This window comes from Limnohabitans sp. T6-20, assembly GCF_003063505.1.
In the GTDB taxonomy this organism is placed as follows: Bacteria; Pseudomonadota; Gammaproteobacteria; order Burkholderiales; family Burkholderiaceae_C; genus Limnohabitans_A.
In genome coordinates this window covers 412,374-425,482 of sequence record NZ_NERW01000002.1, presented here as the reverse complement: position 1 = coordinate 425,482, position 13,109 = coordinate 412,374, and the positions used below count along the sequence as shown (strand labels likewise).

14 protein-coding genes are annotated in these 13,109 nt (G+C 58.1%); 7 read left to right on the top strand and 7 right to left on the bottom strand.

The features are described 5' to 3' along the window. Nucleotides 1-118 precede the first annotated feature (118 nt). From B9Z33_RS08305 to B9Z33_RS08285, 5 genes are all read right to left on the bottom strand, one after another. Nucleotides 119-1,657, bottom strand: a complete 1,539-nt coding sequence (locus tag B9Z33_RS08305) for a 2-isopropylmalate synthase (protein WP_108286547.1) — start codon at nucleotides 1,655-1,657, stop codon at nucleotides 119-121. A gap of 197 nt (nucleotides 1,658-1,854) precedes the next feature. Then, the gene (gene pssA, locus B9Z33_RS08300) at nucleotides 1,855-2,670 is read right to left on the bottom strand and encodes a CDP-diacylglycerol--serine O-phosphatidyltransferase (protein WP_108286546.1); all 816 of its coding nucleotides are present in this window, start codon (nucleotides 2,668-2,670) and stop codon (nucleotides 1,855-1,857) included. Nucleotides 2,671-2,790: 120 nt separating this feature from the next. After that, complete coding sequence (ilvC, locus tag B9Z33_RS08295) at nucleotides 2,791-3,807, bottom strand: ketol-acid reductoisomerase (protein ID WP_108286545.1); 1,017 nt, start codon at nucleotides 3,805-3,807, stop codon at nucleotides 2,791-2,793. Between the two features lie 39 nt (nucleotides 3,808-3,846). After that, nucleotides 3,847-4,338, bottom strand: coding sequence for an acetolactate synthase small subunit (ilvN, locus tag B9Z33_RS08290; protein WP_089953931.1), 492 nt, complete (start codon nucleotides 4,336-4,338; stop codon nucleotides 3,847-3,849). Between the two features lie 2 nt (nucleotides 4,339-4,340). Continuing rightward, nucleotides 4,341-6,104 (bottom strand): acetolactate synthase 3 catalytic subunit, encoded by a 1,764-nt coding sequence (locus tag B9Z33_RS08285; RefSeq protein WP_108286544.1) that lies wholly within the window; start codon nucleotides 6,102-6,104, stop codon nucleotides 4,341-4,343. A 315-nt stretch (nucleotides 6,105-6,419) separates the two neighbouring features. Here B9Z33_RS08285 and B9Z33_RS08280 point away from each other — a divergent pair, with 315 nt between their 5' ends. The 6 genes from B9Z33_RS08280 to B9Z33_RS08255 are packed head-to-tail and all read left to right on the top strand — an operon-like array spanning nucleotide 6,420 to nucleotide 9,705. Then, nucleotides 6,420-6,986 (top strand): RNA polymerase sigma factor, encoded by a 567-nt coding sequence (locus B9Z33_RS08280; protein ID WP_108286543.1) that lies wholly within the window; start codon nucleotides 6,420-6,422, stop codon nucleotides 6,984-6,986. Further along, a complete protein-coding gene (locus tag B9Z33_RS08275; protein WP_108286542.1) occupies nucleotides 6,983-7,429 on the top strand; it encodes a DUF3619 family protein in 447 nt (148 codons plus the stop codon). The genes B9Z33_RS08280 and B9Z33_RS08275 overlap by 4 nt, the downstream gene beginning before the upstream one ends. Before the next feature lies 1 nt (nucleotide 7,430). Further along, nucleotides 7,431-8,135: a DUF3106 domain-containing protein gene (locus B9Z33_RS08270; RefSeq protein ID WP_158270194.1), complete on the top strand. Its 705-nt coding sequence runs from the start codon at nucleotides 7,431-7,433 to the stop codon at nucleotides 8,133-8,135. Continuing rightward, nucleotides 8,132-8,668: an RDD family protein gene (locus B9Z33_RS08265; protein ID WP_255418207.1), complete on the top strand. Its 537-nt coding sequence runs from the start codon at nucleotides 8,132-8,134 to the stop codon at nucleotides 8,666-8,668. The genes B9Z33_RS08270 and B9Z33_RS08265 overlap by 4 nt, the downstream gene beginning before the upstream one ends. Nucleotides 8,669-8,689: 21 nt before the next feature. Continuing rightward, entirely contained in the window at nucleotides 8,690-9,094 is a 405-nt protein-coding gene (locus tag B9Z33_RS08260; protein ID WP_108286539.1) for a diacylglycerol kinase, read from the top strand. 11 nt (nucleotides 9,095-9,105) lie between these two features. Continuing rightward, the gene (locus B9Z33_RS08255) at nucleotides 9,106-9,705 is read left to right on the top strand and encodes a TIGR00730 family Rossman fold protein (protein WP_108286538.1); all 600 of its coding nucleotides are present in this window, start codon (nucleotides 9,106-9,108) and stop codon (nucleotides 9,703-9,705) included. 87 nt (nucleotides 9,706-9,792) lie between these two features. Here B9Z33_RS08255 and B9Z33_RS08250 read toward each other — a convergent pair whose 3' ends face one another. Both B9Z33_RS08250 and B9Z33_RS08245 read right to left on the bottom strand, forming a co-directional pair. Next, the gene (locus B9Z33_RS08250) at nucleotides 9,793-10,131 is read right to left on the bottom strand and encodes a P-II family nitrogen regulator (RefSeq protein WP_108286537.1); all 339 of its coding nucleotides are present in this window, start codon (nucleotides 10,129-10,131) and stop codon (nucleotides 9,793-9,795) included. Between the two features lie 35 nt (nucleotides 10,132-10,166). Beyond that, entirely contained in the window at nucleotides 10,167-11,840 is a 1,674-nt protein-coding gene (locus B9Z33_RS08245; RefSeq protein ID WP_108286536.1) for an NAD+ synthase, read from the bottom strand. A gap of 4 nt (nucleotides 11,841-11,844) precedes the next feature. Between B9Z33_RS08245 and B9Z33_RS08240 the strand changes: the two genes are divergently transcribed. Continuing rightward, complete coding sequence (locus B9Z33_RS08240) at nucleotides 11,845-13,032, top strand: GNAT family N-acetyltransferase (RefSeq protein WP_108286535.1); 1,188 nt, start codon at nucleotides 11,845-11,847, stop codon at nucleotides 13,030-13,032. The last annotated feature ends 77 nt before the right edge of the window (nucleotides 13,033-13,109 follow it).

The window sequence follows — 13,109 nt, the reverse complement described above, 5'->3', positions numbered from 1 at the left end:
ATCTTGAGAATCATTGTTTCAATATTGTGCCTGAGTGTACTCAAATAAAAAAAGTCACGCAAGAACAACAACTTGCGTGACTTTATTCAAGCCGGAAAGTATATCCAAAGGATACTTTTTAACCTTGGGCAGCGACCCGATCGGCTTTGCTCTGCAATTTATTGAGCGCACTCAGATACGCCTTGGCTGACGCCACCACGATATCCGGGTCCGAACCCACACCATTGACGACACGGCCGCTGTTTTGCAAGCGCACGGTCACTTCGCCTTGACTCTCGGTCGAGCCACTGATGGCGTTGACGGAGTAAAGCACCATTTCCGCACCACTTTTGACATGCGACTCAATGGCCTTCAAAGAGGCATCGACAGGACCATTTCCGTCAGACTCGGCTCGCACTTCCTTGCCTGCGACAGTGAAGACAACGGCAGCATGAGGGCGCTCACCTGTTTCGCTGTGCTGAGCCATCGAGACAAAACCGTACTGCTCTTTTTCAACCGTCACGCTCTCGTCGCCCACCAGGGCCAGGATGTCTTCGTCAAAAATCTCACTCTTGCGATCGGCCAATTCCTTGAACTTGGCAAAAGCGTTGTTGATTTCAGTCTCACTGTCCAAGGTCACACCCAAGTCTTGCAGGCGCTGCTTGAAGGCGTTGCGACCACTCAGCTTGCCCAGAACAATTTTGTTGGTGGTCCAGCCCACATCTTCGGCGCGCATGATTTCGTAGGTGTCGCGCGCTTTGAGCACGCCATCCTGGTGAATGCCCGAGGCGTGTGCAAACGCATTGGCACCCACCACAGCCTTGTTGGGCTGAACCACGAAACCGGTCGTCTGGCTGACCATGCGACTGGCGGCGACGATGTGGCTGGTGTCAATGCCCACGTCCAAGCCAAAATAATCGCGGCGTGTTTTCACGGCCATGACCACTTCTTCGAGCGAGCAATTGCCAGCACGTTCACCCAAACCATTGATCGTGCACTCGACCTGGCGAGCGCCGCCGATCTTGACACCGGCCAGCGAATTGGCGACGGCCATGCCCAAATCGTTGTGGCAGTGCACAGACCAGATGGCCTTGTCAGAGTTGGGGATGCGTTCGCGCAGCGTGCGAATGAACTCACCATACAGCTCAGGCACGGCATAACCTACCGTATCAGGCACGTTGATGGTGGTGGCGCCTTCAGCGATGACCGCCTCCAGGATGCGGCACAAAAAGTCCATGTCGCTGCGGTAACCGTCTTCGGGACTGAACTCGACATCGCCCACCAAGTTACGGGCAAAGCGCACCGATTGCTTGGCTTGCTCAAACACCTGATCGGGTGTCATGCGCAACTTCTTTTCCATGTGCAGAGGCGACGTGGCAATGAAGGTGTGGATACGCCCGCTGTTGGCCCCTTTCAGCGCTTCGGCAGCGCGAGAAATATCGCGGTCATTGGCGCGCGACAAAGAGCAAATGGTGGAGTCCTTGATCGCATCGGCAATGGTCTTGACGGCCTCAAAATCGCCATTGGAGCTGGCGGCAAAACCGGCTTCGATCACGTCCACGCGCAGACGCTCCAGCTGGCGCGCAATGCGCAGCTTCTCGTCACGGGTCATGGAAGCACCGGGCGATTGCTCGCCATCGCGCAAGGTGGTGTCGAAAATAATCAGTTTGTCAGTCATGTTCAGTCCTGGTCAAAAACCCGCAAGTCCAAGCAAAAATGCAAAAGGCCCGATGCGGATGGCATTCGGGCCTTTTGGGAAAATGTTTGCGTGCGCTACATATCCCGCCCGTTGGGCAGTAGCAGTAGTGCAAACAAGGAAAAGTTCATAGAAACACTGTAGCACAGTTCAAAACGGGCTTTGTCGTGCACAGGACATCACTGGTGCAGGCCACGCTCTTCGGGCTCGTCGGTGGATGTGCTGATCATGCTGGTGGGCTGACCTTTGGCTTTACGCCAGACATAAATCACATAACCGCTCAGGCCGTAACCCACGAATATGGCGAACAACACCGTCGGCGGATCGATGTTGACCACCGCAATGCCCAAAGCAACCAACACCAGCGTGGCAAAGGGCACACTCTTTTTCATGTGCATGTCCTTGAAGCTGTAAAAAGGCACATTGGTCACCATGGTCAAGCCTGCAAACAGGCACACGGCAAACATGCCCCAAGCCACAGCTTTGGCGGGTACAGCGTTGTCGAACATGATCCACACAAAGCCCATGACCAAAGCCGCAGCGGCAGGCGATGGCAGACCCTGAAAGTAGCGCTTGTCCACCACGGCGGTGTTCACGTTGAAGCGTGCCAAGCGCAAGGCCGCACAGGCGCAATAAACAAAAGCGGCAATCCAGCCCCAGCGGCCCAACTCCTTGAGCGTCCAGACATAGGCAATCAAGGCGGGCGCGGCACCAAAGGACACCATGTCGGACAGCGAATCCATCTGCTCGCCAAACGCACTTTGCGTGTTGGTCATGCGCGCCACACGGCCATCCAGGCTGTCCAGCACCATGGCGCAAAAAATACCCACCGTGGCCAAGTCAAAACGGCCATTGATGGCCATGACCACGGCATAAAAACCAGCAAACAACGCGGCCAAGGTGATCATGTTGGGCAGCATGTAGATGCCCTTGGAGGGTTTGCGCACCGGTGCAGCGGCTTCGGCGTCTTCGACTTTGTCGTTGGTTTTGTTCATCGTCCGTTCCTGTTGGGGCTTTTTCTGAATCCATCCCGTGTCAGCGAAGTTTAAGGCAGTCCGAGCGCCCAAGAAAAAGGCCACCCAAGTGGCCTTTTTCAAACTCGCCCAAGGGCCAGATCAGTTGCGGGTCTTGTCAACCAGCTTGTTTTTGGCAATCCAAGGCATCATGGCGCGCAGCTGAGCGCCCACGACTTCGATGGAGTGCTCGGAAGTCAAGCGACGACGCGCGGTCATGCTTGGGTAGTTGGTCTTGCCTTCCAGGATGAACATTTTGGCGTACTCGCCAGTCTGGATGCGCTTCAAGGCATTGCGCATGGCTTCGCGCGACTGCTCGTTGATGACTTCAGGACCGGTCACGTACTCGCCGTACTCGGCGTTGTTCGAGATCGAGTAGTTCATGTTGCCGATACCACCTTCGTAGATCAGGTCAACGATCAGCTTCAACTCGTGCAAGCACTCGAAGTAAGCCATTTCAGGGGCGTAACCGGCTTCCACCAAGGTCTCGTAACCCATCTTGATCAGCTCAACCGCGCCACCGCACAGAACAGCCTGCTCACCGAACAAGTCGGTTTCAGTCTCTTCCTTGAAGTTGGTTTCGATGATGCCGGCCTTGCCGCCACCGTTGGCCATGGCGTAGCTCAGGGCCAACGCGCGGGCCTTGCCGCTCTTGTCCTGGTGAATCGCCACCAAGTGAGGCACGCCGCCGCCTTGGGTGTAGGTATTGCGCACAGTGTGGCCTGGGGCCTTGGGAGCCACCATCCAGACGTCCAGGTCTTCACGGGGAACGACTTGGTTGTAGTGCACGTTGAAACCGTGAGCGAAGGCCAAGGAAGCGCCTTGCTTGATGTTGGGGGCGACGTTGTTGTTGTACACGTCGGCGATTTGCTCGTCGGGCAACAAGATCATGACCACGTCAGCGGCTTTGACAGCGTCGTTGACTTCCATCACGGTCAAACCGGCTTTGCCGACTTTGTCCCAAGATGCGCCACCTTTGCGCAGACCGACCACCACTTTGACGCCGCTGTCGTTCAGGTTCTGGGCGTGTGCGTGGCCTTGTGAGCCGTAACCAATGATGGCAACAGTCTTGCCCTTGATGACGCTCAGATCACAATCTTTGTCGTAAAAAACTTTCACAGGGTTCTCCTTAGGAATAAACAGGTTCAATGAGTGGATTTAGACGCGCAGGATGCGCTCGCCGCGCCCGATACCGCATGCACCCGTGCGCACGGTCTCCAAGATGGCACTGCGGTCGATCGCCTCCAAAAAGGCGTCGTTCTTCGATTGGTCACCGGTGAGCTCAATGGTGTAGCTCTTGTCAGTGACATCAATCACACGGCCACGGAAGATGTCGGCCATGCGTTTCATTTCTTCGCGTTCCTTGCCCACGGCGCGCACCTTCACCAGCATCAGCTCGCGTTCGGTGTAGGCGCCTTCGGTCAGGTCCACCACCTTGACCACCTCGATCAGGCGGTTCAGGTGCTTGGTGATCTGCTCAATCACATCGTCAGACCCGGTGGTCTGGATGGTCATGCGCGACAGGCTGGGGTCTTCGGTCGGGGCCACGGTCAAAGACTCGATGTTGTAGCCACGGGCCGAAAAAAGGCCCACCACACGGGACAAAGCGCCCGCTTCGTTTTCAATCAGTACAGCGATGATGTGTTTCATGATTACAGGTCCTCCACGCCCATGAGCATCTCGGTGATGCCCTTGCCAGCCTGAACCATGGGGAACACGTTCTCTGTAGGGTCTGTGCGAATGTCCAGGAAAACCGTGCGGTCCTTGAGTCTGCGTGCCTCGCGCAAAGCAGGCTCCACATCCTCAGGCTTCTCCACCAAGATGCCGACGTGGCCATAGGCCTCCGCCAACTTCACGAAGTTAGGCAAGGCATCCATGTAGCTGTGGCTGTAACGACCGGAGTAATCGATCTCCTGCCACTGGCGCACCATGCCCAAGTAACCGTTGTTGAGCGCCACGATCTTGATGGGCGTGTTGTATTGCAGGCAGGTCGAAAGTTCCTGAATGCACATCTGCACCGAGCCTTCGCCCGTCACACAAAACACTTCGCTGTCCGGCTTGGCCAGCTTGATGCCCATGGCGTAGGGAATGCCCACACCCATGGTGCCCAGGCCACCGGAGTTGATCCAGCGGCGTGGCTCGTTGAATTTATAGTACTGCGCGGCCCACATTTGGTGCTGACCCACGTCAGATGTGATGTACGCATCGACATCTTTGGTCATGTCCCATAAGGTCTCAATGACCTTTTGTGGCTTGATGACCTGGGTATTGCTGTTGTCGTACTTCATGCAATCGCGCTTGCGCCAGCTTTCGATGGTTTCCCACCACTGGCCGAGCGCCTGCGCGTCCGGCTTGAGGCCCGATTCACGGATCATGCCCATGAGTTCGGTCAGCACGTCTTTCACGTCGCCCACGATCGGCACATCCACTTTCACGCGCTTGGAAATACTGGAAGGGTCAATGTCAATGTGGATGATTTTGCGGTCCACCGAAGCGAAATGCTTGGGGTTGCCGATCACGCGGTCGTCAAAACGGGCGCCCACAGCCAGCAACACATCGCAGTTTTGCATGGCGTTGTTGGCTTCGAGTGTGCCGTGCATGCCCAGCATGCCCAGGAAACGGCGGTCAGTGGCCGGAAAGGCACCCAAACCCATCAAGGTATTGGTCACAGGCACGTTGAGCATGTCGACCAACGCGCGCAGTTCTGCGCTGGCATTGCTCAGCAGCACGCCACCGCCGGTGTAGATGTAAGGGCGCTTGGCGCCCATCAGCAACTGCAAAGCCTTGCGAATCTGGCCGCCATGGCCTTTGCGCACAGGGTTGTACGAGCGCATTTCGACCGACTCTGGGTAACCCGAGTACAAGGCCTTGTTGAAAGAAACGTCTTTCGGAACGTCCACCACCACAGGGCCAGGACGGCCACTGCGCGCAATGTGGAAAGCCTTTTTCATGACCTCGGCCATGTCCTTGGCGTCTTTGACCAGGAAGTTGTGTTTCACGATCGGGCGCGTGATGCCCACGGTGTCACATTCCTGAAAAGCATCCAGGCCAATGGCCGCAGTGGGCACTTGCCCGCTGATGATGACCATGGGAATGCTGTCCATGTAGGCCGTGGCGATACCGGTCACGGCATTGGTCAGGCCTGGGCCCGAAGTGACCAGCGCCACACCCACTTCGCCCGTGGCGCGAGCGAAACCGTCGGCCGCATGCACAGCCGCTTGTTCGTGACGCACCAGGACGTGCTGGATGGTGTCTTGTTTGTAGAACGCGTCGTAAATGTGAAGCACGGCACCACCGGGGTAACCCCAGATGTACTGCACGTTTTCAGCTTGGAGCGCCTTGACGAGGATTTCCGCGCCGCGCAACTCTTGCGCGCCCACGGGCGTGGATGCTGATTCGGCTTTGTTCATTTCCATATTCAACCTTTGTGAATTTCTCTAACGAAAAACCTTGGGTGCCCCTGGGCTCGACTCTTGTGGAGTGGCTTTGGGACTTAAGACCACAGACATGGGCACCAAACTGTAAAAGTGCCGGACGGTGATCCGTTTGCTTTTTTTCAATTGCAATTGCGCATTATCGCATTTGTCAAAGCCCCTTCCAAAACCCATGCGGCCACGATCATGTCGGTGCCATAATCCCTCCCGGTCGGGCTGTTCACTGCGCGACTGGCAAATTCGCCCCCTCTTTCCAAATACAGGCAAAAGCATCGCCCTCGCGTGCGCTGAAAAAAGTTGGCATCCGACTCCGAACTCTCAGAATTTCTGAAAAACGTGGAAAAAAAGGCGTTCAAACGCGCCTATTACCATGTGCGGAACGAGGATGCAGCCTTGGACATCCTGCAAGACAGCATGATCAAGCTGTGCACCAACTATGCAGACAAGCCGGTTGCCGAACTCCCTCTGCTGTTCCAGCGCATCCTGTCCAACACCATGCTGGACTGGTTTCGCAGGCAAAAAACCCGAAATGCGCTGTTTACCAATTTAAGTGACTTCAACTCAGGCGACGGGGATGGCGATTTCGACCTGCTGGAAGTCACCGCCAACACATCCGACGAAGCCACATCGGAGAGCGCTGAACAGTGGATTGGTCGCGTACAAACCCTTGAACACATCGAAACAGCCGTCATGGCATTGCCTGCACGTCAACGAGAAGCCTTTCTGCTGCGTTACTGGGAGGAGCTGGATGTTGCAGAAACCGCTGCAGTGATGGGCTGCTCAGAAGGCAGCGTCAAAACCCATTGTTCTCGGGCCATTCAAGCCTTGAGCAAAACCTTGGGAACACAAGGAATCAGACCATGAAAAACCGAATGACACCAACCGAACAAGACGTTGACCGCTGGGGCCAGTACTTTTCGGGTCAACTGAATTTGGCCACCCCAGGCCTGCCGCACGACATTACCGAGCGTCTGCGCGTGGCGCGCCAACTGGCGCTGGCCCAGCGCAAACCACTCGTGCAATCACGACTGGCCAAAAACACCCAAACGAACACCGATGGCAGTTTGACCGCACCTGTGGACGAAGGTCTGAACCTTTGGAGCATTTTGGCGTCTGCACTGCCCTTGCTGGCCTTGGTGTTCGGTCTGATGGCCATCCAATGGTTACAACAAGACACCGTCATCTCTGAAATCGCGGCCATCGACTCCGCCTTGCTCACCGATGAATTGCCCCCTGATGCCTACACTGATGCCGGGTTTGCACAGTTTTTGAAGCAAGGCCTCAGCACCAACGCCTCGCATGACTGAAATGAGAAATCACCGTCATCCCAACCCGAAAACGGCCCTGAAACTGGGTTGCGGGTTGCTGCTGGCGGTCTGCCTTTTGTGCGCTGGCGCTCAAACCAAGGCGCCCGAGGCACCTAATGCCCCCCCTGCCAACGCCAGCACGCCTGCGCAAGCGGCACCGGCATCACAAGCTTGGCAACAACTGACGCCACATCAAAAACAAGCTTTGGCACCATTGGGTGCGCAATGGGGTGCACTGACCGCTCAACAGCAAAGCAAATGGATCGCGATTTCTCAAAATTTCGCTCAACTGTCTGTTGCCGAGCAAATCACCATGCACGCCAGGATGGCGGATTGGGTTGCCTTGAGCCCACAGCAACGCACTCTGGCCCGTTTGAACTTCAACAAGCTGCAAAATCTGCCAAAAGAAGACAAAAAAGCCAAATGGGAAGCTTATCAAGCGCTTTCATCTGAAGAAAAGCGGCTGCTGTCTGCGGGCTCTGCGACACCGGTAAAAAGTGCCGCCCCAACAGCCAAGCCACTTGAAGCCCATCGCGTGGTTCAAACGCCCGCCAAAACGGCGGGGGCTGAAAACCGTGCGCCCGGCACTGAAATCAACCGTAAAACACTGTTGCCACGTCCACCTGCCGTGGCCGCACCAGCGACCATGACACCCGCCCCGGCCAGTGACACAGCCCGACAAGCTACAGAAACCGCACCTTCATGACGCAACGCGGCGCGACCTCCTCCCCGACCCCCAACCTTTGTGCCCCGCCTTTGATTCGCCGCATGGCCTGCTGGCTGTACGAAGGCATGCTGCTGTTTGGCGTCATGGTGACGGCTGGCTTGGCCTATTTCATTGCAGCCTACTGGCTGACCGGCCTGGCCCCGGGCGAGATGAATATTCATCCCCAACTCAAATCCGGCCTGCAAGCGATCAGCTTCTTGGTTTTGGGCATTTATTTCACATGGTTTTGGCACCGTGGTCAGACTTTGGCCATGAAAACCTGGCGCATTCAAATCGTGGACCCAATGGGCCACCGTTTGAATCGCAAAACCGCATTCAAACGCTACATCGCCAGCTGGCTGTGGTTCATCCCGCCCATTGCGGCAACGGCGCCTTTCCACCTGCCAGCCACCGAAGTCGGTCTGCTCAGTCTGGGATGGGTACTTGTTTGGGCCTTGCTCAGCCGCTTGCACCCTGAACGCCAGTTCTGGCACGACGCCTGGGCCGGAACCCGACTCGTCTCTGTGGACTAAGCTGCATCCACTCCGACCGATATGCCTCCAAACCCGACATCTCCAGACTCCGAGGTCAATCCTCAAAAGGCACGCAAAGGCCTGAACCGCATCCTGCATGCCGGGGGTTATTCCATCCAAGGCCTTCGGGCAGGTTGGGGTGAAACCGCCTTTCGTCAGGAAGCCATCTTGGCCATGGCCCTGGTGCCGCTGGCTTTCTGGCTGGGGCAAAGCTGGATCGAAATCGCCCTGCTCGCCAGCACTGTCTTGCTGGTCATGATCGTCGAATTGCTCAACACTTGCGTGGAGTCGGCCATCGACCGCATCGGCCCGGAATGGCACGACTTGTCCAAACGCGCCAAAGACATGGGCAGCGCGGCCGTCTTGCTCAGCTTGCTGCTGTGCGCCGGGGTGTGGATGGGTGCACTTTGGCACCGGTTTGCCTGAGCCACACCGTCATGACCACCACCCCAACTTCCCCCGCATTCTCGGTCTGCGTCTACTGCGGCTCCAAACCCGGCAACCAGCCTGAATTTGCGCAAATCGCGGTTCAAGTGGGCACCTGGATCGGCAAGCACGGTGGCCAGCTGGTCTACGGCGGCGGGCGCAATGGCCTGATGGGCCTGGTCGCCGAAGCCACCATGGCGGCGGGTGGCACAGTGGTCGGCATCATCCCCACTGCCTTGGTCGAGAAAGAATGGGCACACCACGGCTGCACCGAGCTGCATGTGGTGGACACCATGCACGAGCGCAAACGCCTGATGGCCGACAAAGCCGATGCCTTTTTGGCCCTGCCCGGCGGCATTGGCACCTTTGAAGAATTGTTTGAAGTCTGGACCTGGCGTCAGCTGGGTTACCACGACAAACCTGTGGGCATCCTCAACAGCCACGGCTATTACGACGGCTTGATGGCCTTCATTGGGCAGGTAGTAGCGCAAGGCTTCATGGGCGAATGGCAAACCGAACTGGTGACGCTGGGCACCGAGCCCGAAGCGCTGCTGCAAAGTCTGGTGCAAAAAGCGGGCTTTTCACCCCGCGCCAAAGTCGAACTGCTCTGATCGACTTCCAGGACGTGGCGGGTGCTGTGCCACCCGCCTCAAATGTCATGTGCAGAGTGCCTGAAGGCCCTGCACTTCATCAGGCCATCAAATGGCGGTTTCGTCTTGCTCGCCCGTGCGGATGCGCACCACACGCTCGACCGAGGTCACAAAAATCTTGCCGTCCCCGATCTTGCCGGTGCGCGCAGCCTTGACGATGGCGTCTACGCAAGCGTCCACATCACCGTCCTTGACCACGACTTCGACTTTGACCTTGGGCAAAAAGTCGACCACGTATTCGGCACCTCGGTACAGCTCGGTGTGGCCTTTTTGACGGCCAAAGCCCTTGACCTCGGTCACCGTCAAGCCGGTCACGCCACATTCGGCCAAACCTTCACGAACTTCTTCCAGTTTGAAAGGTTTGATGACGGCGGTAATCTGTTTCATGGCAAAAGTCTTTCAAAAATCTATAAAACACGCCATCAGGCGCGAAACTTGTTGGTCATAGGATAACGCCAATCCTTGCCAAAACTGCGGTGCGTCACGCGAATGCCCACGGGCGACTGGCGGCGCTTGTACTCGTTGAGCTTGATCAGGCGGGTCACCTTCTCCACATCGGCCCGCTCAAAACCATCGGCAATCAGCGCCTCCACGCCCTCGTCGTTTTCCATGTAACGCTGAATGATGGCGTCCAGCACCTCGTAAGCGGGCAAGCTGTCCTGGTCTTTTTGGTCGGGGCGCAGCTCAGCGCTGGGTGGCCGGGTGATGATGCGCTCAGGGATCGGCTGGCTGCCCGTGCCGTAAGGGTCATTCAGGTTGCGCCAGCGTGCCAGGTCAAACACGCGGGTCTTGACCACGTCCTTGATGACCGCAAAACCACCCGCCATGTCGCCATACAGCGTACAGTAGCCCGTGGCCATCTCGCTCTTGTTGCCGGTGGTCAGCACAATCGCCCCGGTCTTGTTGGACAGCGCCATGAGCAGCGTGCCGCGAATGCGGGCCTGGATGTTCTCTTCGGTCGTGTCTTCTTTCAGCCCCGCAAACTGGGCCGACAGCGCCTGCTTGAAGCCATCAAACAGCGGCGCAATCGAAATTTCGTCATAACGCACATTCAGGCGCTTGACCATGTCACGCGAATCGATCCAGCTGATGTCAGCCGTGTAGGGCGAAGGCATCATCACCGCGTGGATCTTGTCGGCCCCGATCGCGTCCACCGCAATCGCCAACACCAGCGCCGAATCGATGCCGCCTGACAGGCCCAAAATCGCGCCCTTGAAACCGTTTTTGCCCAAATAATCGCGTACGCCCAGCACCAAAGCATCCCACAGCTCGGCATCGGCACTGGCCAAAGGCACCAGGGCATCGGCTGCTGCGCTCAGTGCCACGCCATTTGGCCCAACCGCTGCCTGCACCGCCAAATCGGCCTCGCAAAAGCCCTCGGCCCGCGCCACCGTGTCGCCTTGGGCATTGAGCGCAAACGAGCGCCCTTCAAAAATCACCTCGTCCTGGCCGCCCACCAAATGCGCGTAAATCAGGGGCAAGCCGCAATCGGCCACCCGCTCGCGCATGCGTTGCTCACGCTCGGCACCCTTGCCCGCGTGGAAGGGCGAGGCGTTCAGCACGGCCAGCACTTGCGCGCCCGCGTCACGCGCCAGGCGGGCAGGTTCGTCAAACCAAGCGTCTTCGCAAATCAGCAAGCCCACCCGCACGCCTTCGACCTCGAACACGCCCACGCCATTGCCCGGCGCGAAGTAACGGCGCTCGTCAAACACCTGGTAGTTGGGCAGCTCGCGCTTGTCGTAAGCGCAGACCACCTGGCCCTCGCACAAGACGCTGGCGCGGTTGTGGCGGCGCGTCACGGCCACGCTGCGGGTGCGCAGGCCACCGCCTTCGGGGTGGCCCACAACCACATGCAAACCTTTTAACCCGGCCAACCCGTGGGCCACTGTTTTCAGGGCATCATCACAGGCGTCAATGAAAGCCGGGCGCAGCAACAAGTCTTCGGCCGCATAGCCGCAAATCGACAGCTCGGGCGTCAGCACCAGGCGCGCCCCCTCGGCGTGCGCCCGGGTGGCGAAATCGATGATCTTGCGGGCATTGCCCTGCATGTCACCGACGACAAAGTTGAGCTGGGCCACACGAATTTGGAGAGTCATACAGGTGCTGGAAAATGTGAGCTTGAATTATGTCACCCGGGTGCTGGGCGACCTGAGTGCCATCGCGCCCAAAGCCTGGGACGGCCTGCTCGCCCGGCAAGATGCGCCATCCCCCTTCATGCAGCATGCCTATTTGTCGGCCATGCAGACCAGCCAATCGGCCGCGCCCGAGACCGGCTGGACGCTGCAAGTCATCAGCCTGTGGCGCAGCACCCCCCAGGGTGAAGTGTTGGCCGCCGCCTGCCCGCTGTACATCAAGACCCATTCACGCGGTGAATACGTGTTTGACCACGCCTGGGCCGACGCCTACCAGCGTCACGGCCTCGACTACTACCCCAAAGCCCTGGTCGCCCCGCCCTTCACGCCCGTGCCCGGCAGCCGCCTGCTGGCCGAATCTGACGCCGCCCGCCAGGCCCTGCTGGCCGCCTTGCTGGACATTTGCCAAACCAACGACATCCCGTCCCTGCACATCCTGTTTGCCAGCCCGCAAGACCTGCAGGCCTGCGAGCAAGCCGGGCTGCTGCAACGCGACCAAGTGCAGTTCCACTGGCAAAACCCCGGCTGGCGCGACTTCGATGACTTTTTGGCCAGCCTGACGCAAGAAAAGCGCAAAAAAATCCGACAAGAACGCCGCAAAGTGCTGGAGGCGGGCGTGACGTTTCGCGCCGTGCGCGGCCCCGACATGACGGAAGGCGACTGGGCCCTGCTGTTGCGCTGCTACCAGCAAACCTATTGGGAACACGGCAACCCGCCCTATTTGACTCCCGCGTTTTTTGAGGCCATGCGCACCGACATGGCCCAAAACTGGCTGCTGTTTGTGGCTGAACACGAAGCGCAGCCGATTGGCATCAGCCTGATCGGCCTGCACCTGGACGCCCAAGGCCAGCCCGAAGTAGCCTATGGCCGCTATTGGGGGGCGCTGGCCCGAGTGGACTGCCTGCACTTTGAAGCCTGCTACTACCAACCCATCGAATGGTGCATCCGGCACGGCCTCAAACGCTTTGAAGGCGGCGCACAAGGCGAACACAAAATGGCCCGCGCCCTGCTGCCCACCCCCACCCACAGCGCCCACTGGCTGGCGCACCCGGCGTTTTCTGAGGCGGTGGCGCGGTTTTTGGAGCGGGAAAAAGCGGGGGTGGAGAACTACCTGGAAGCGCTGCACCAGCACTCGCCTTTGAGAAAAACCCCATAAAAAAACGCCCGCGCGGCGCAAACCGGGCAGGCGTTTTTTGGGGTCTCAATGACTTCCATCAGAAGCCATTGAGTCAA